Genomic DNA, 16,717 nt, shown 5'->3' with positions numbered 1-16,717 from the left:
GCCATTTGCATGTGGCATGGGGACTGGCTCTCCCAGTCATTGTTTTTCTAAGCCTGTTTTCTTACATCAATAGAATACAAGGGCTGGGGTGCCTGTCCCCTGCTTTCCTTAAAATGGGCTGAACTGTTACCATAAATTCAACTCCATTTGATAAACTGTTGCTCTTTCCACCCAAGGGTAAGGATATTGAAACGCTAAAGATAAGCGATGCTCACATCAGGACACTTCTGACCAGATAGAAAATTACGACTGAGGCAATGCCTGCCCAAGTATAAATTATATACATACGCAGACAACCATTCAACTCCACCATCTCCTCACGGTATGCCTCCATACTTTGAGCCACCTCAGACCGGATCTGATTTCCCAGTTGCTCAATACGCCGGTCTATATAATCATCCACAGCCCGGACATCGCTTTGGATCTCTTTTTTCAGCTCCTCACCATGTCCTTCTGACTGGCCGATTTTCTGCTCAATCTGATCTATGATTTTTTCAGCATCAGTCATGTCTGCCCTCCTTGAAAGAAATCTTGTTCTGGCTATTCTATTCGATAAACACAGGCCTTATTGTAGCAAAGCATCAGTAACAATTTTCAAACATGATTATTGAACCAAATCACTCGTATCTTCTTTTTTCTTGTTAAAAACAGCATTTTTCTTTTGGATGTATAAAAGTGCAAATCGAGCGTCTACGATAATATACTGTAATAGTTCATTAAAATTTGGACTTTGGATAATCTTAAAAGCCACCACGACTGCGGCATGTGTCAGCCTGGATGATAGGCTGTATTTTTTAAATTCATCAATAGCATCCTGTGTATAAACATTGCTGCCCTTGTCATTACCTAATTCTGACATCTTTTTTTGAAATAAAATAGTTGATGCACTCTCTGCTGAGCGTTCCCTGAAATCATCATCCACACCGAAGGCCTCGTTTGAATCAATATTCAAATACTGCAGAACCGTGTTGCATAGGATAGGGTTAAAACTTTTAATTCCAAACCAGGATATAATGAGTGCTACTACTTCATCATAATTTAGATAGTAGTAAGAATCTGGTTTTTGATCAAAAAAATTATCTATATTTTCATATATCATTTCCAGATTTTTTTCGTAGGCATAATTTTCAACATTGTTCTCAAAGATAAAACTTTCAAGCTCAATGTTTTCAGGACAAAAAGAGGGAGAAACCCTAACTCTGAAATATCTGCTGTCATCTAACATATTTGCTCCTTATCCTGATTTATTCGACTGCTTACACTTGTTCGTACTCTCTGCAAACATCTTCAATTCCATACATACGCTCCAGTCTACGAACACTGAAATGACCTCGTGCCATGTTCTGAAAGTGAGACATAAAGACCCAGTTTACTGTTGCTCCACCCACTGCACCAATAACGGTGACTTCCTGCGCAGCTGCTTTATTCGAGACTGCAACACCAAATCGTGCAGAGAGCCGAGCAATCAGCTTTACCAGGTGCACCTGCAAAAAGTCGGAGAATGAAAAATTCAGACATCTGCAACCTAAACAACTCATTGATTTATAACTTATTGATTTTTCGACTTTTGTAGATGCATCTCACCATTGACATCCTTAATTTCCAGCTATTATGAACTTAAATCTTATCTCCAACGCTTTTTCCTGGCCGGCTTTCCATGGTTATCATTTTTCTTGCGGGTAAGAACATAGGCCCAGGCTGTACCTGTAAACACAATTGTAGCTGCTACTGCATAACCTATGATATCCGCCGCATCCCCCTCGGCATGAATGTTTCCTCCCCTGCTGCGGTCAAAGCTTGCATCCAAAACACTTCTCCTGTTCATAACACCCTCCTTGAAAAAATTTTACTCTTGGTTATACTTACTGGTTATACTTACGGTTCAAAAGGCGACCATTTCAATCCAGTACCTGCAGGTTATTCAATAAAGATCATGGTGGCTGCTTTGCCGACCCCTTTTGTTGTTACATAATCGAAACTACCGCCGACCAGGCCACCTGCCAGGGGAACCGCCTTGCCAAAGTTTACAATTCCTCGTTCGCCGAACTTGGTAGCCAGGCGAAAGCCCACCTTTTTGTTCAATTCGATGAGCGCCCTGCCGGATATCTTATTAACGGCCCTCTGAGCGACTTTTCTGCCAAGCGTCACTCCGGCCTGCTTCAGTATTTGCTGAGCGTTATTGCCTACAAGACAAACATACACCAGAGTTCTCACCCGATCGTCTTGAATGTCGTATCCGCCCATATGTGCTATAGCTACTACCATGCGGATCTGGACATAAATTACACTGGCGATGTTGGCTGGAATACCTACAGGCATGGTCATCAATCCGCCCAGGTTGGATACAAAACCCGAGGTGCCGGCTTTAGCACACTGCCACCTGACTAAGGAGTTCGCCTTATCAAGTGTAGTTCCATTGCCATTCATGTAGCCTTCGGCAATTTCACTTGCAGAGCTCATTCCAGCAACGCCATTAAGAGCTTTACCATAGCCCCAGTTCAGCACCTGCAGCATCTTTCCCTGGTCTAGATCTGTATTGTTCTGCATAATCTAAGCTCCTTATATTTTATAAAAAATCATACATACAATGACAAAATTATCTTTTTACAAGCACCCTTCGAATGATCTCGATAGCAATTTTTTGAGCGCTGGGGTCCCTGGCAACTATCGACAGTACCTTAATGATATTGTTCATAATGTCCTCCTGTTCTCTTTATACTTTTTCCTTAACCTGGTTTGACACTTCAAGATCAGACTTGCCTTCAACCAAGACACTCGAAAGAAAGCTATCGAAGCATCCTGATGCCTTATTTTTTTATTAGGAAAGTTGTTTAAAGAATGAGTGCTGGTTACGGAATTTGAGACAAAGGATTTGTAAATATCGCCAGGCCAGACCGCATTAAGGCGGTCACTAAGTGGACCCACTTAAGCGATTATCAATTGTTCTAATCAGAGGATCATGAGGAGGAGTTGTTGTGGTGGCAATGAAGTGGGCCATTGAAAGCCGGTCAATGACAGACCATTCTGGGTAAGTGGATTAGATCCACTTGTCGCAATGGTTCTAAACCCAGCCAGTCCTTCGGACTATTTCAAGGAGGACGTATACATTACAGTAGCTCAAGCCGCAATGGTTCTAAACCCAGCCAGTCCTTCGGACCCTGGTAATTTCATGGAGGACCACGAGGTACCTCTTGCCGCAATGGTTCTAAACCCAGCCAGTCCTTCGGACAAAGAATTAAAGATACTAAGGGGTCTTGAAGTCATGCCGCAATGGTTCTAAACCCAGCCAGTCCTTCGGACATCAGAATTAAGAAAATTTTACTCAAACCCTAACAGCCGCAATGGTTCTAAACCCAGCCAGTCCTTCGGACGATATTGAGGGCCTGGGTCTACACTCCCAGAAATAAGCCGCAATGGTTCTAAACCCAGCCAGTCCTTCGGACAGCTCACCAGTCGTGTGCTCATCAAATGGGGCAAGGCCGCAATGGTTCTAAACCCAGCCAGTCCTTCGGACGGTAAGGTAGAGGATTTTGCAGGGTAAGTAACACAGCCGCAATGGTTCTAAACCCAGCCAGTCCTTCGGACCCAAGTAGCGACCCCGAGGTACTACAAAAGCTAAAAGCCGCAATGGTTCTAAACCCAGCCAGTCCTTCGGACCGAAGGCCGCCGATACCGGCGGCTTTCGTATACATCAGCCGCAATGGTTCTAAACCCAGCCAGTCCTTCGGACCTCTCTGAATGGAGAGATAGTATCATAGATAATTGCCGCAATGGTTCTAAACCCAGCCAGTCCTTCGGACACTTAGACTTATAAACCCGCTCCTGTCAATGGTTTTGAGAGGCAAAAAGTTCACCCTACCCCGATTTTGCCTGCCGGTAAATTTGAAAGTGCTTTCTGGAGGGACAAAAATCAATTAACTTGCCGAAACAATTGAATATTTACTCCGGTTCACCCTTTTTAACCCAGATTCAATAAAAACAGATGGTTGGAGAGTTTCTACAAAAATCCCAAAAGGTGTGTCTTAACAATGGCTTTATAATTTTTTAAGAGGTAAATATCTGAATTTAAATACTTTTTAACAAAAAATTCGTTTACTGGAAAACAAACCTTTTATTTTGGCATATTTTGTGCTTAATAATTCAAAACACAAAAAAATCAAGTGAACCTTTTCAATAACACTCAGACAAATGTCGATTTTTCCCGGGTGACTGCATATCCTTTTATGGATTGCAGCCCCCCGGGATGACACCAGACACTCCTTTTTTGCAGGACGTGCTTACACTTTGTGCTTTTGCTCTACCTTCTCAATAGCCTTTACAAGCTTCTTCAAAAAGGGATAGCCTGGTGAAAAATCAGACAGGTCTTGGGCTTTTTGCCGGCCCTGCTCCACTTCATTCAAGTGCAGATGACAGGCAGACTGCCAGAACAGGGCGTCGGCATCGGGGCTCAGGACCGGCCAACTCAGAGGGCAATTCATCCTTCAGGACAGTAACAAAACTATCTTTTTACAAGCATCCTTCGAATGATCTCGATAGCAATTTTTTGTGCGCTGGGGTCTCTGGCAACTTTCGAAAGTACCATAACAATACCGTTCATAATAACCTCCTGTTCTCTTTATAGTTTTTCCTTAGCCTGGCTTGACACTTCAAGATCAGACTTGCCTGTAACCAAGACACTCATGAGCTCGAACAGAAAAAATCGATTGCACCGTGAGCTTTCCGGAGGGGCTGCTTCATTCACTTTCTAATGGACTGCAGCCCCAGGGATGACACTAAGTTTTTTATGAGAAGGTGCTCTACTTTTTTCGTTTATTTATGGAAAAGGGATGAATGTTGAGATCTTTTCTCCTCCAGAATTCGTCCATTCTTCGATTGTACTCGGGATGTTCTTCCTTTTTAAATAGATTTGACAGATAGTAGATGCCGCCGATGATACCAAGCAACACGAGCTCTCCTGGGAATTCATCCCTCCAATAGTTCTTTTCCTTGCTCATAAATCCTCCTGTTTTCATTTTTTCTCCATTGTTTACCTATAAAAAGACGCAGCCTTAAAAATTATGGGAGCAATAGCACATGCATGGGCATAGAGCATTCATAAATCCAGCCATGCCCCATTGCATACATGCTTTCCTGCCAAAGAGTGAAATTGTTCACACTTTAAACATCAAATTACAAAAACTGGGTCACAGCAGCATGCTGGAATCACTGAGCTGGACTGCAGCCTGATGAAAGCGCCGGGGCTTATTTTTTAATTTGGAAAGTGCCTTGAAAAATGCAGGTAAATTGCAGGAGGCAGCCATTCAGGGGGCGGGTACCGGCCAGGCCTGGAACTACAACTGATTGCCCCCTGAATGTTTACGGAAAGAGTATGCTGCTGACATACCGATGTGTATTTAAAAATGAGCAGACGTCAAAATGAACAAAGTTCAGGCTACTGCTCTTCAAGCCACTCTTGAAAACGTTTAACCAGCCAGCTGCGCTCCAGTTCGTTTGCAGCCAGGGTGAGAACCTGAAATCGTGCCCCAAAACCATTTCGGTCACTGTACTCGCCGATAATACCGCTTTTGAGATCATAAAAACGGTTTTTTATGGCTGACTGGCGGTCGTAGGGTACTGAGTGACATTCACTCACATGTTCTGGAAAAGAATCGTAAAATTTATGGACATATTCTTTAAATCCAACGGGATAATGGTCGTCCCGAAAACGGCATCCCCGGCGTTTATCTACTTTAGCCGGCTCCAGGCAGACTTCAGGATGGGCTGATCTGAAAGCCTCCCAGTAAACCATGCCCAGAGCAGACAGGCTGAACAGAGTGGCTCCGTCATCCTGGACCCTGTCCAGCAGGGAGGCCATGCTCTGAAGCAGGTTTGCATCATCTCCCAGTAAATCCTTCAGATCTTTTTCATCAAGGACACAGCCTGGTTCTGCCAGATCAGCCCATACTTTGAGGTTGTTCTGTACCAGACTCATATCCAGACTCAGTGGAATGCGGGGAAATTTTATGACCTGGTCAAACCTTTCATGCTTATAATATACAGTAGCTCCAGCAGCCTGACCAAATGCCACAGCCAGGGCAATCTGCGCCTTGTAACCGCCAGTGGCGTTTATGGCAATTGCTCCTCCCCATTTGCGGAAATGCTCCCCCAGCAGACGTACAAGGTTGGTCAGCCCTTCAGTCTGAAAGTCCAGTGGCTTTTCATCCTGAAGCCCCTGCACTTTTTCTACATAGCACTGCTCGAAAGCAACATGGCAGTCAGGGTGCGTAAAGTAGCTCTGAAGCACACTTCCCATGGCCTCACCATCCGGGGTGTCCGAGACCAGAAGGACAAGCCTGACCCGGTTGTCCCCAAGAAAGCCCTTTCTGACCATGGCCTCTATGGAATTGATTTCAGCCCCGAGCATCCGAAGCTCTGCCGGAAAAGAGGCCAGTAGCTTGCCCAAACGGGTAAATTCCTGCCTGCCCAGGGCCTCTTTGATCTGAAAAAGCCTGTCTTTAAGGTCCTGCGGCTTTTGAAGCCACCCTGCCTTATCCATAATATCATAATCAGCCGCATGCTGAGGCTGCACCTGTTCTCTGGATAACTGAAAGGCTGTCTCGGGGTCTAAAGGTTTGAGGCTGGAATATAAAAGGCTGGTTCCCACAGTGCAGATTAAGTTGGGACCGCCTGACTGCTCATACATGATTACCTCCCCGTTCTTTTTAACTTTAAGTAAAACTCACGTATAATGTCATTACATGCGCCCTATCAAAAGGCACAAGCCTACAAGATTCCGTATTCGTCAGCGGAAGGAGCTTCCCCGATACCTGAAAACTCAAATTCACCCAGACATGCCCTGCACTGTCGGTAATACCGGACACTGTCTTCAGTGGCATCGATGAGGTTTTCAAGCCTGTCCTTGAGTTTGAGGTACTGTTTTTCCGTGAGCTCAGGGCATTCAAATACCGACTTCTGCACCCTGTATCCATAACCTTTAAGTACCTTTGCCGCTTTATAACGGACCTTGTCGTCAACTATATCAAAACATACAAGGCAAAACATATTCTCCCTCCGGCTGTCTGGAAATTATGCATACCTGACTGCGAAAAATCATTTTTGCAGTCACAGATGTCAGAGATCAGAGGTCAGTAAAAATAAAGACTTATGTAGATTGTTTATTTCTGAATTATTCATTTTCTCGACTTTTTGCAGCTGCACCAAATCAAAAATCAATTTTTTTCACGGGTCAGGATCTGCATGGCCCTGACAGCTGTCTGTACTGCATTATTTTCGCCCAGAACAAGGTCGTCCTGGCTAATATGCTCTTTTTGATGCCTGTTGACTATTACCCCCGTAACACATCCGCCGACCAGTCCCAGAACACTGCACATGGTTAAAACTGTAGCGGCTTCCATTTCATAGTTGAGCACGTTGAGTCGTTCCCACTCTTGAGTAGCCCCCTGAAATCGCCTGGGCACATAACCTGAAAATGAATCCACCCTCTCCTGCCCTGGATAGAAAGTATCGCTGGAGCAGGTTATACCCACGTGATAGTTGATCTCAAGTTCCTGAGCCGCCTGCACCAGTGACTGCACAGCTTCATGATGGGCAACAGCCGGATACTCCAGGGGGGCATAGTGCGTAGAGGCACCGTCCTGCCGGACAGCCCCGGTGGTGATTATCACGTCTCCAGGACTGATATGATCCCTTATGGCACCGGTAGTGCCCACACGAATAAAGTGTCTTATTCCCAGCATGGCCAGTTCTTCTATGGCAATGGAAGTAGACGGGCCGCCTATACCTGTGGATGTAACAAGTACCGGTCTACCTTCCAGGTATCCCAGCCAGCTGCGGTACTCCCGCTTGCAGGCAACCTCCTTAGAGTATTCAAAGGTAGGCGTACCTGCAATGTCCTCAACCCTGCCGGGATCACCAGGGAGTATGGCAGCCTGTGCAGCACGGACATCTTCCCTGTTCATTCCCAGGTGATAAACTTTGTCGGGCATGGCTTCTCCTTTTTACTGTTTAAAATTTATAAAATAAAACCTGTCTGCATTAGACTTCTGGATCATACTGCATATACTTCAGCTGCTGATTTCCGGAACCCTGGATGAGTCCGGGAGAAAGCGCTTTACGGTATCCAGGCTGTTCTGCAACTGTTCCAGGGCCTGCTGCAGGTTCTCCACCTTTTCCGATTTCGGCACAGCAGAGGCCGTCCATTGCGGACAATGAAGCAATGGGTGAAGATAGCCATCAGTATATTCAAAAGCACAGTAGTCTATGTTCATGGACATAAGAGCATGGATCTTTTTACACCCCAGCGGAGTCCCTCTGACCCTGGACAGTCTGTAATCCACCAGGTGCTGGTTATAATCCGGCAACTCCTGAAACAACGCATGGACCAGGGTCTTTGACCTTTTCAAAAACCCCAGGGTAGCAAAAATGATCTTCTCTTCACGCATGCCCAGTTCCTTGTGTCTGCGGCAATTGAGAATAATCTGCCCCAGAGGGGGACACTTGTCTATAAACATGGCCAGTTCAGGATACTTACTGGCCCACTGCTCGTACCTCGGGTGAACAGATATGGAAGATGATTCCTGCTGCTCGCTGGACTGACCTGTCTCCTCGAAAGAATTAGTCTTTACTTTTTCCAGAATCCCCATGTTATCCCATACGTTTGTGCCTTTACTGGACAGAAAGTATGATTTTTTGCCGCTGTGCCTGTGTATGCCAAGTGGAAGCTTTACCAGGTTGCCAAACCCCTTGCCTGACAATCTGTCCTGCTTCGGGAAAACTTCCAGCTTGAAGCAGGAGATATCCCTGCCAAGCTTTTTGGTGATCTTTTGCAGAGCCCCTCTGGCCAGACCAGCGTCTACAGGAGGAGAGAAAAAGTACCAGAAATGATACCCTTTTCTGCCGCTGAACTCAGTAAGGCACTCCAGACCAAGCCTGCGACTCTCTTCTGGAATACGCTCCAGAAGATAATCTCTTTCCCGTCGCAAAAGATCTTTCTTAGATGCTGCCAGTCCTTTGGTCTCAAGGAGGTTTTTATCCAGGTCCATATCCACCACTGCAGTACTGACCTGACTGGACTGATTCAGCAGATAAATGCCGTAAGTTTTTCTGCCTGCAATATGCTCCCTGACGTCTTCAATCTCCAGCGGGCGGCGTACTGGAACATATCCCTGTTTGTCAGCCTTTTTGTCCGACCACTGCCTGGCGAAGCAGTCCTCTCTACCCTGAAAAAGTTTGAGGTAAATCTCAAGCAGTTTCTGTTGTCGGTGGTGCTCCCAGAATGGATCGTCCGACACGGAGACAGGCTCATTTCCTTGATCATCAACAACAGCAGCCTGATTCATTTCGCCGGCCATCTGAGGCACCATTGACAGCGCCCTGGCCCTGACTCGGGCTGCCTGCTGATCTCTGCTAAGAAACTGTAGAAGCTGGTAATGTTCTCTCCAGGCCTCCCTGTTTTCTGGATACTTAGAGTTCAGCCACTCCAGAATTTCCAGGCTCAATTCATTCTCACCGGCTGCCTGAGCCAGTCTGGCCCACTGCAAGCTCCTGTCCAGAGACAGGCTACTCCAGATATACTTTTTATGAAGAATGCTTCTGCCTCTTTCCTCATCTTTTCCCGAAAGTATCAATTCCTGAAGGCGCTTCATCAAAAGCGATATATCTACTTTCCTGTCATTTACGGTTTGAAGTTCGGAAGACGTCATACAACACCTCCTTTCTGCTGCCTGTGTTGTAACAGACATTTTTTGAAGTAAATCAAGCAGCTACAGCTGCAAAAAATCTTATTTTAGGGGCAACAGAACAGATACCCCTCACTATACGCACAACCCCATGCCTATTACTTAAGTGGGGGTGGAAGCTTACGAAAAATAAAATGAGGGACTTATTGTTGGCGCAGAAGGGTAGAGGATTTTCTGATGTCGTCTGAAGTGGAAAATTCAAGCAATTTTATATGGCCAAAGCCTGGCACTGGGCAGAATGCTTTTAATTGCTGCCAGTCTTCTTGCCAGAGAAGGGAGACTGTGGTTGGTCTGGCCTATGTCCGGGCCAGAACTCCTGGACATTGTGATCAGTCATAAGACCTTCTTTAGGACCAGGATCCCTGTGAAACGTGGGGCCAAGCAATTTTGTCGGGCAGGCTCAACCTCCCAACAAGTCGCAATGATTCTAAACCCTGCCAGTCCTTCGGACCTTGCAGCTAAAAAGCTGGAAGAGGGTATGGTTGGGTCGCAATGGTTCTAAACCCTGCCAGTCCTTCGGACCCTGCAGAAGCTGATAAACGCTGGATGCACCGGGTCGCAATGGTTCTAAACCCTGCCAGTCCTTCGGACGTATGCAGTGCGTGAGGTGTAATCATCAGTTGAGGCTGTCGCAATGGTTCTAAACCCTGCCAGTCCTTCGGACTGATTCAGAACCAAGAACAACAACAGACAACTCAAGTCGCAATGGTTCTAAACCCTGCCAGTCCTTCGGACTTTGACATCCTTAATCTATATAAGGTATATTTCCTGTCGCAATGGTTCTAAACCCTGCCAGTCCTTCGGACACAGCGTTTACGTTTGAAAGCTTCGATCTTCCGCCCGTCGCAATGGTTCTAAACCCTGCCAGTCCTTCGGACCCAATCTTTTCTGTTCCCTAGGGAAGCCCAGTATGAGTCGCAATGGTTCTAAACCCTGCCAGTCCTTCGGACGTTTGCATATACCCTAAAATCCAAAAATAAATCAGTCGCAATGGTTCTAAACCCTGCCAGTCCTTCGGACCTGAGCCCCTCATGCCCCCGGCTGAGGAGCTTGAGAAGTCGCAATGGTTCTAAACCCTGCCAGTCCTTCGGACGATGCTGAAACGGATGCTAAAAAGAAGGAGGCAAGTCGCAATGGTTCTAAACCCTGCCAGTCCTTCGGACCTGATGAGCTGGAGAGTTTCTGGAGAAAAAGGAGAGAGTCGCAATGGTTCTAAACCCTGCCAGTCCTTCGGACATAGTAGACGAACTGCTGGGGTCGTTCGATAAAGTGGTCGCAATGGTTCTAAACCCTGCCAGTCCTTCGGACGGAAATTAGGAGGTTTATACTTATGCTGAGTGACGGTCGCAATGGTTCTAAACCCTGCCAGTCCTTCGGACACTTAGACTTATAAACCCGCTCCTGTCAATGGTTTTGAGAGGCAAAAAGTTCACCCTACCCCGATTTTGCCTGCCGGTAAATTTGAAAGTGCTTTCTGGAGGGACAAAAACCAATTAACATACCGAAATAAATGAATATTTACTCCGGTTCACCCTTTTTAACCCAGATTCAATAAAAACAGATGGTTGGAGAGTTTCTACAAAAATCCCAAAAGGTGTGTCTTAACAATGGCTTTATAATTTTTTAAGAGGTAAATATCTGAATTTAAATACTTTTTAACAAAAAATTCGTTATCTGGAAAACAAACCTTTTATTTTGGCATTTTTTGTGCATTAAATTTTTCAAAACACGAAGAAACTCGAGAGACCCTTTTCAATGATACTCAGACAAATGTCGATTTTTTCCCGGGTGACTGCATATCCTTTTATGGATTGCAGCCCCCCGGGATGACACCAGACACTCCTTTTTTGCAGGACGTGCTTACAATTTGTGCTTTTGCTCTGCCTTCTCAATAGCCTTTACAAGCTTCTTCAAAAAGGGATAGCCTGGTGAAAAATCAGACAGGTCTTGGGCTTTTTGCCGGGCCTGCTCCACTTCATTCAGGTGCAGATGACAGGCAGACTGCCAGAACAAGGCGTCGGCATCGGGGCTGTTGAAGGTCTGACGATGAAAATCATCAGCTTCACGGGCCTGCTGCAGAGACTGCTGATAATCTTTCTGTCCAAAATGAATCCTGCAAAGCCTGATCAGCGTTTTGTGCCTGGATCGACGGTCTTTGTTCAAAGCATGGGTCAACACCTGCACTGCCTCCTGGGTCTGTCCTACAGCCACCAGAATGTCCGCCTCTGTCCAGCGTACATAAGGTTTTCTCAATTTGAACGGAACCTTGCGCACCGCTTCAAGGGCCTTTTCATTTTCTTCAAGGGAAAGTAATACCCTGCCCAGCATTTCGTACACATAATCCCCGTCTTTTACGTCAGCCATGGTAGCGGCAAATTCCAGGGCCTCCCTGGCTTGAGAAAACTCACCAAGGGAATAGCAAACCTTGCCCAGGGCAAAATACTTGTTAACCGCTGATATATAATGTTTCTGGTCTTCCTGGATGCATTCCTGAATATTCTTGAGAGCCATCTGTGCCTGGTTGAGCTTCAGCCGGCATGAACCCAGGTTGTACAAAGCCTTGATATAGTTTTTGTGCTCCTGATGCCTGGCCTTTTGCTGCTGTGGGCTGTAGCCGCGCCAGTTGGTAACCGCCCTGGCAAACAACGGCAGGCCAAGTGCTGGTTTGTTCTGCAGGTTTTTATACAGCATACCCTGACGATAATAGTTGGTCACCCCCTCCGGTCGAATTTCCTGGGCTTTTTCAAAGTGTTTATGCGCTTTCTCGGCTCTGTGTTTTTTACCGTCAGGGGTCAAAAGAATCTCCCGGTTTTGAGCGGCATAAAGGCTGTTGTAAAGCGTATAGGCCAGGCCGGAATTGGCAAAGTAGTTGTCCGGCTGTACCTGAAGGCATACCTCGTATTCCCTTACCGCCTCGTCAAACCTGTTGACCTGCCCCAGGACAAAGGCCAGTTCCATGCGCAGCTCCATATCCAGCTCAGAAGCAACCAGTTCAGGGGCCTTGTCCTCCAGGGGATAAAACATGTCCAGGATCTGCTCCCAGCTGTTCTCCTGACGCAAAAGGGCCATTTCCGCCATACATGACTTTTGCCTGAGCCGCAGTTGTTCCTGAACCTGCGCCTGCCCGGCAAGGTCCTCCAGAAATGCAGCGCCTTCCTGCACCTCATTGTCAACGAAGTTTTCCTGACTGTCTTCCTGCTTTTCTGCAAGGCCACTATTGAAATGAGGGGTGTGAATAATTTTTGCCTGGGCGTTACTCATGATAAACTCCTCCTTTTTTTTGACTGTTAAGCATAAAATGTTTCCTGAACCCAGCAAAGAAAGCTACGTCCAAAACTCTGCCGGTTGGCTTTTAAAAAGCTTTCCCGTGGCCAGCGACACCAGCCCAACCTGCATTTTTTTATTTGGAAAGTGGTTTTTACCAGCCTGCATTTTCAGCAGGCATTTTTTTATTTGGAAAGCGCTTTGTAATCAGGTATGTTTTCGCATGAAAAACACTTGATTTGCGCTTTTGCCCTCTGCCCTATAAGTGCTTATGGACAGGACACCGGACGACAGAGTACTGAAAAAAACAAGGCAACAGATTTTCACCGCTTAAACCCGACCAGCCCACAGGAAAGGCTGGTACTTTTCTTTCTGGCTTAGATGCTTTTCAAACCTTTGAACCTGCTTGAATATGTATTCCCGGCACCCAAACTCTTTCCCACTTACAGGGTCCAGGATCTTCTGCTGCATCCATTTCTCATAAGATTGCAGAAAAGCCCGGCATATTGCGGGCTTCATTTCCACAGGCCTTTTGCTGCGCAGATCTTTTTCATCTACAAAATCCGTATCTTTCACATCACGATAAACAAAATCATCAACACTTATGCTTTTTTTGTTTATAAGCCCCAGGACCAGCCTGTCCCCCAGAAATGCCCTCCATTCCTCCACCAGGTCACAGGCCAGAGAGGGCCTGCCATAGTCGATGACATGCAGAGCACCCAGGTAAGGGTCAAGGCCAACTGTCTTTACCGCTGTCTGTACTTCATTGGTCAGCAGTGTATAAACAAATGAAAGCAGGGCATTGACCGGGTCTTTGGGTGGACGCTTGCTACGTCCCTTGAAGCTGAAATTTTTGTTGGTTAAAAGATGATCAAACACCTGAAAATACAGCCTGGATGCATGTCCCTCGCATCCCCTGATCAGTTCTACGTCCTGCAAGCTGCCAAGCTCTTTTCCCAAAGCCCTTATCGCAGCTGCTTTGGACAAAAGCTCCTGGTTCTTCATCCGTTTACCCCTGACCTGAAGCATGCGGGCCATGTTTTCCAGCTTGCTGCGTATTTCACGGGAAAACGGACAGCATTCCACAGCAAAGTGGACAGTGTTCCATGGGAAAAAGGACAGCATTCCATGCTCATGATGGACAGTCATTCCACGGCAAGGTGGACAGCATTCCACGGGAAGATGGACACCTTCACAATGAACTCGCCGCTCTAAGGAGCACCTCTTCTTTTTAAGTTTGACGCGGGATAACCTGTCAATCATGTACCTCCAAACAAATTCAAACGGGAGGTACAAATGCCACAGGAGAGGTTATCCATGCGAAAAATTTCTGAAATCCTGCGTTTAAAATACGGACAAGGCTTCAGCACCCGCCAGATTGCCAAGTGCTGCGATATAGGCAAGTCCACAGTTGCCACCTATATATCCAGAGCAAAAAATGCCGGGATTTTCTGGCCGCTGCCTGAGAATATGACAGAGGAGAGGCTTCACGAGCTTCTGTTTCCTCCGCAGCAAAATGAGCATAAAGTATCTACCCCAGTACCGGACTGGAACCTGGTGCATCAGGAAATGCAAAAAAAGGGTGTGACCAAGTTTTTGCTCTGGGAAGAATACAAAGAGGCCAACCCAGACGGCTTCGAGTACAGCTGGTTCTGCCGGGAATACAGAGCATGGCGCGGCAAGCTTGATCTGGTCATGCGCCACAACCACAGGGCCGGCGAAAAGCTCTTCGTTGATTATGCCGGCCATACTGTACCGGTTACGGATCCGGGAACAGGAGAAATAAGCCAGGCCCAGATCTTTGTAGCTGTCATGGGTGCAAGCAACTACACCTATGCGGAAGCCACCTGGAGCCAGAACCTCTGGGACTGGATCAACTCCCATGTCCGGACCTTCAAGTTTCTACAGGGAGTCCCCTTGATTACAATCCCGGACAATCTCAAGTCCGGAGTCAATAAACCCCATATATATGAGCCGGATCTGAACCCCACCTATCAAGACATGGCCCTGCACTACAATACGGCGGTCATCCCTGCCAGGAGAAAAAAGCCAAAGGACAAGGCCAAAGCCGAAAGCGGTGTGCTTCTTGTCTCCAGGTGGATTCTGGCCAGGCTCAGAAATCAGCAGTTTTTCTCCCTGTGGGAGTTAAACCTGGAAATCAGGAAGCTGCTGGAAAAGCTAAACGACAAGCCTTTCAAAAAACTGCCAGGGAGCAGGAAGTCGCTCTTTGAAGAAATAGACAGACCTGCTCTGCAGCCGCTTCCGGCCACACATTATGAATATGCCCTCTGGAAGAAGGTTAAGGTGAACATAGACTATCACGTGGAGATTGACCGGCATTACTACTCAGTTCCCCATCACCTGGTCAAAAAAAGGCTTGATGCCAGGTACACGGAAAACACTGTGGAGCTGTTCCACAAGAACTCCCGGGTGGCCAGCCATAAAAGATCCTATAACAAAAGGAGCTATACCACGGTCAAAGAACATATGCCCAAGGCTCACAGGGAGCATGATTACTGGAATCCGGAGCGGCTGATAAACTGGGCCAGCAAGACTGGACCTGCCACGGCCAAGCTGATCAAAACCATCATGGGCAAAAGGATCCATCCCCAGCAGGGCTTTAGGCCTTGCCTGGGCGTCATGCGCCTGGGCAAGCAATATGGAGAAGAAAGGCTTGAATCTGCCTGTTTAAGAGCCCTGACCCTGGGATCGACAAACTACAAGAGCGTAGAATCCATCCTGAAGAACAACCTGGACAAACAGCCTTTACCAAGTCCGTCCGAGAATTCTGAAGCTCCGGTGCTGGAGCATGACAACATCCGGGGCGCAAACTACTATCATTAAAAGGAGGACAAAATGTTAAACCACCCCACTCTTGAAAAACTACAAACCATGCGACTGACAGGCATGCTTAAGGCCCTGCAGGAACAGCAGGAAACCAGGGAAATTGAGGCCCTGTCCTTTGAAGAAAGACTGGGCCTGCTCCTGGACCGGGAGATGACGGAAAGAGAATCCAAACGTCTGCAAACAAGGCTCAAAAAAGCCAAGCTGAGGCACAGGGCTGTGGTTGAAGACATTAACTACCGTCATCCCAGAAGACTGGACAAGTCACAAGTCTTCAAGCTTTGTGACTGCCAGTGGATAAAAGAGCATCAAAACCTGATTATTACAGGACCCACAGGGATAGGCAAAAGCTGGCTGGCCTGTGCCCTGGCCCAAAAAGCCTGCAGAGAGGGATACAGCGCCCTCTATACCCGCATGCCCCGTCTCTTGCAGGATGTGGGCATATCCAGAGGTGACGGGCGTTACCCCAAAGTCATGAAAGAGCTGGCCAAAACAGATCTGCTGGTCCTGGATGACTGGGGCATAAGCCCGCTTAAAGCTGAACAGCTAAGAGATCTACTGGAGATCCTTGAGGACCGGCACGGGCTGCGCTCCACCCTGGTTACAAGCCAGCTCTCAATCCAAAAATGGCACGAGTATCTGGGTGATCCCACCCTGGCTGACGCTGTCCTGGATCGCCTGATCCACAATGCACACCGAATGGATCTTTGGGGAGATTCCATGCGCGAACTGGAAGCATCGTTGACTTCAAAGAACAGTTTCGATTAAAACAAGGCATCCCGCGTCGCTTCGCTCCGATAAGCGCTTTGTTCTGTGAATGACATCTGTCCACCATCAGCGTGGAACACTGTCCACTTTCCCATGGAATGCTG

Annotated in this window: 14 protein-coding genes and 2 CRISPR repeat arrays; of the genes, 2 read left to right on the top strand and 12 right to left on the bottom strand. The window is 47.0% G+C overall.

What is annotated here, in order from left to right; genetic code table 11:
- Positions 1 to 211: 211 nt before the first annotated feature.
- The 12 genes from DTHIO_RS09555 to cas1 form a co-directional block, all read right to left on the bottom strand.
- A complete protein-coding gene (locus tag DTHIO_RS09555; protein WP_008870099.1) occupies positions 212 to 508 on the bottom strand; it encodes a hypothetical protein in 297 nt (98 codons plus the stop codon).
- Between the two features lie 96 nt (positions 509 to 604).
- Positions 605 to 1,225, bottom strand: coding sequence for a hypothetical protein (locus tag DTHIO_RS09550; protein ID WP_008870098.1), 621 nt, complete (start codon positions 1,223 to 1,225; stop codon positions 605 to 607).
- A 399-nt stretch (positions 1,226 to 1,624) separates the two neighbouring features.
- Positions 1,625 to 1,825, bottom strand: a complete 201-nt coding sequence (locus DTHIO_RS09545) for a hypothetical protein (RefSeq protein WP_008870097.1) — start codon at positions 1,823 to 1,825, stop codon at positions 1,625 to 1,627.
- Positions 1,826 to 1,917: 92 nt separating this feature from the next.
- Complete coding sequence (locus tag DTHIO_RS09540) at positions 1,918 to 2,547, bottom strand: EcsC family protein (RefSeq protein WP_008870096.1); 630 nt, start codon at positions 2,545 to 2,547, stop codon at positions 1,918 to 1,920.
- 502 nt (positions 2,548 to 3,049) lie between these two features.
- Positions 3,050 to 3,800: direct repeats of the CRISPR family, unit length 36 nt; unit sequence GCCGCAATGGTTCTAAACCCAGCCAGTCCTTCGGAC.
- Positions 3,801 to 4,277: 477 nt separating this feature from the next.
- The gene (locus DTHIO_RS21670) at positions 4,278 to 4,478 is read right to left on the bottom strand and encodes a hypothetical protein (protein WP_008870094.1); all 201 of its coding nucleotides are present in this window, start codon (positions 4,476 to 4,478) and stop codon (positions 4,278 to 4,280) included.
- A 318-nt stretch (positions 4,479 to 4,796) separates the two neighbouring features.
- Positions 4,797 to 4,994: a hypothetical protein gene (locus DTHIO_RS09530; protein WP_008870092.1), complete on the bottom strand. Its 198-nt coding sequence runs from the start codon at positions 4,992 to 4,994 to the stop codon at positions 4,797 to 4,799.
- Positions 4,995 to 5,431: 437 nt separating this feature from the next.
- Positions 5,432 to 6,682 carry a putative CRISPR-associated protein gene (locus DTHIO_RS19780; RefSeq protein WP_008870090.1) on the bottom strand — a complete coding sequence of 417 codons (1,251 nt, stop codon included), beginning with the start codon at positions 6,680 to 6,682 and terminating at the stop codon, positions 5,432 to 5,434.
- Positions 6,683 to 6,762: 80 nt separating this feature from the next.
- Positions 6,763 to 7,041 (bottom strand): CRISPR-associated endonuclease Cas2, encoded by a 279-nt coding sequence (cas2, locus tag DTHIO_RS09520; protein WP_008870089.1) that lies wholly within the window; start codon positions 7,039 to 7,041, stop codon positions 6,763 to 6,765.
- Positions 7,042 to 7,208: 167 nt separating this feature from the next.
- The gene (gene udp, locus DTHIO_RS09515) at positions 7,209 to 7,985 is read right to left on the bottom strand and encodes a uridine phosphorylase (RefSeq protein WP_008870088.1); all 777 of its coding nucleotides are present in this window, start codon (positions 7,983 to 7,985) and stop codon (positions 7,209 to 7,211) included.
- A 78-nt stretch (positions 7,986 to 8,063) separates the two neighbouring features.
- Positions 8,064 to 9,701, bottom strand: a complete 1,638-nt coding sequence (locus tag DTHIO_RS09510; RefSeq protein WP_008870087.1) for a CRISPR-associated primase-polymerase type A1 — start codon at positions 9,699 to 9,701, stop codon at positions 8,064 to 8,066.
- 451 nt (positions 9,702 to 10,152) lie between these two features.
- Positions 10,153 to 11,116: direct repeats of the CRISPR family, unit length 36 nt; unit sequence GTCGCAATGGTTCTAAACCCTGCCAGTCCTTCGGAC.
- 481 nt (positions 11,117 to 11,597) lie between these two features.
- Positions 11,598 to 12,998 (bottom strand): tetratricopeptide repeat protein, encoded by a 1,401-nt coding sequence (locus DTHIO_RS09505; protein ID WP_008870086.1) that lies wholly within the window; start codon positions 12,996 to 12,998, stop codon positions 11,598 to 11,600.
- Between the two features lie 333 nt (positions 12,999 to 13,331).
- Entirely contained in the window at positions 13,332 to 14,150 is an 819-nt protein-coding gene (gene cas1, locus DTHIO_RS09495; protein ID WP_244156348.1) for a CRISPR-associated endonuclease Cas1, read from the bottom strand.
- 147 nt (positions 14,151 to 14,297) lie between these two features.
- On the opposite strand from cas1, the gene istA reads away from it, so the two are divergent.
- Entirely contained in the window at positions 14,298 to 15,845 is a 1,548-nt protein-coding gene (gene istA, locus DTHIO_RS09490) for an IS21 family transposase (protein ID WP_008869525.1), read from the top strand.
- 12 nt (positions 15,846 to 15,857) lie between these two features.
- Complete coding sequence (gene istB, locus DTHIO_RS09485) at positions 15,858 to 16,613, top strand: IS21-like element helper ATPase IstB (protein WP_008869526.1); 756 nt, start codon at positions 15,858 to 15,860, stop codon at positions 16,611 to 16,613.
- The last annotated feature ends 104 nt before the right edge of the window (positions 16,614 to 16,717 follow it).

Origin of the sequence: Desulfonatronospira thiodismutans ASO3-1 (assembly GCF_000174435.1) — a bacterium.
GTDB classification, from domain to species: domain Bacteria; phylum Desulfobacterota; class Desulfovibrionia; order Desulfovibrionales; family Desulfonatronovibrionaceae; genus Desulfonatronospira; species Desulfonatronospira thiodismutans.
Note: the sequence above shows the minus strand (reverse complement) of the source record. Positions and strands in the feature narration are given on the sequence as shown.

What these genes read in the sequence shown, in the direction of transcription:
- DTHIO_RS09530 (WP_008870092.1), bottom strand. Translation starts at nt 4,994, where the DNA reads ATGAGCAAGGAAAAGAACTATTGGAGGGATGAATTCCCAGGAGAGCTC.
- DTHIO_RS09510 (WP_008870087.1), bottom strand. Translation starts at nt 9,701, where the DNA reads ATGACGTCTTCCGAACTTCAAACCGTAAATGACAGGAAAGTAGATATA.
- DTHIO_RS21670 (WP_008870094.1), bottom strand. Translation starts at nt 4,478, where the DNA reads ATGAATTGCCCTCTGAGTTGGCCGGTCCTGAGCCCCGATGCCGACGCC.
- DTHIO_RS09555 (WP_008870099.1), bottom strand. Translation starts at nt 508, where the DNA reads ATGACTGATGCTGAAAAAATCATAGATCAGATTGAGCAGAAAATCGGC.
- udp (WP_008870088.1), bottom strand. Translation starts at nt 7,985, where the DNA reads ATGCCCGACAAAGTTTATCACCTGGGAATGAACAGGGAAGATGTCCGT.
- istA (WP_008869525.1), top strand. Translation starts at nt 14,298, where the DNA reads ATGCCACAGGAGAGGTTATCCATGCGAAAAATTTCTGAAATCCTGCGT.
- istB (WP_008869526.1), top strand. Translation starts at nt 15,858, where the DNA reads ATGTTAAACCACCCCACTCTTGAAAAACTACAAACCATGCGACTGACA.
- cas2 (WP_008870089.1), bottom strand. Translation starts at nt 7,041, where the DNA reads ATGTTTTGCCTTGTATGTTTTGATATAGTTGACGACAAGGTCCGTTAT.
- DTHIO_RS09545 (WP_008870097.1), bottom strand. Translation starts at nt 1,825, where the DNA reads ATGAACAGGAGAAGTGTTTTGGATGCAAGCTTTGACCGCAGCAGGGGA.
- DTHIO_RS19780 (WP_008870090.1), bottom strand. Translation starts at nt 6,682, where the DNA reads ATGTATGAGCAGTCAGGCGGTCCCAACTTAATCTGCACTGTGGGAACC.
- cas1 (WP_244156348.1), bottom strand. Translation starts at nt 14,150, where the DNA reads ATGACTGTCCATCATGAGCATGGAATGCTGTCCTTTTTCCCATGGAAC.
- DTHIO_RS09540 (WP_008870096.1), bottom strand. Translation starts at nt 2,547, where the DNA reads ATGCAGAACAATACAGATCTAGACCAGGGAAAGATGCTGCAGGTGCTG.
- DTHIO_RS09550 (WP_008870098.1), bottom strand. Translation starts at nt 1,225, where the DNA reads ATGTTAGATGACAGCAGATATTTCAGAGTTAGGGTTTCTCCCTCTTTT.
- DTHIO_RS09505 (WP_008870086.1), bottom strand. Translation starts at nt 12,998, where the DNA reads ATGAGTAACGCCCAGGCAAAAATTATTCACACCCCTCATTTCAATAGT.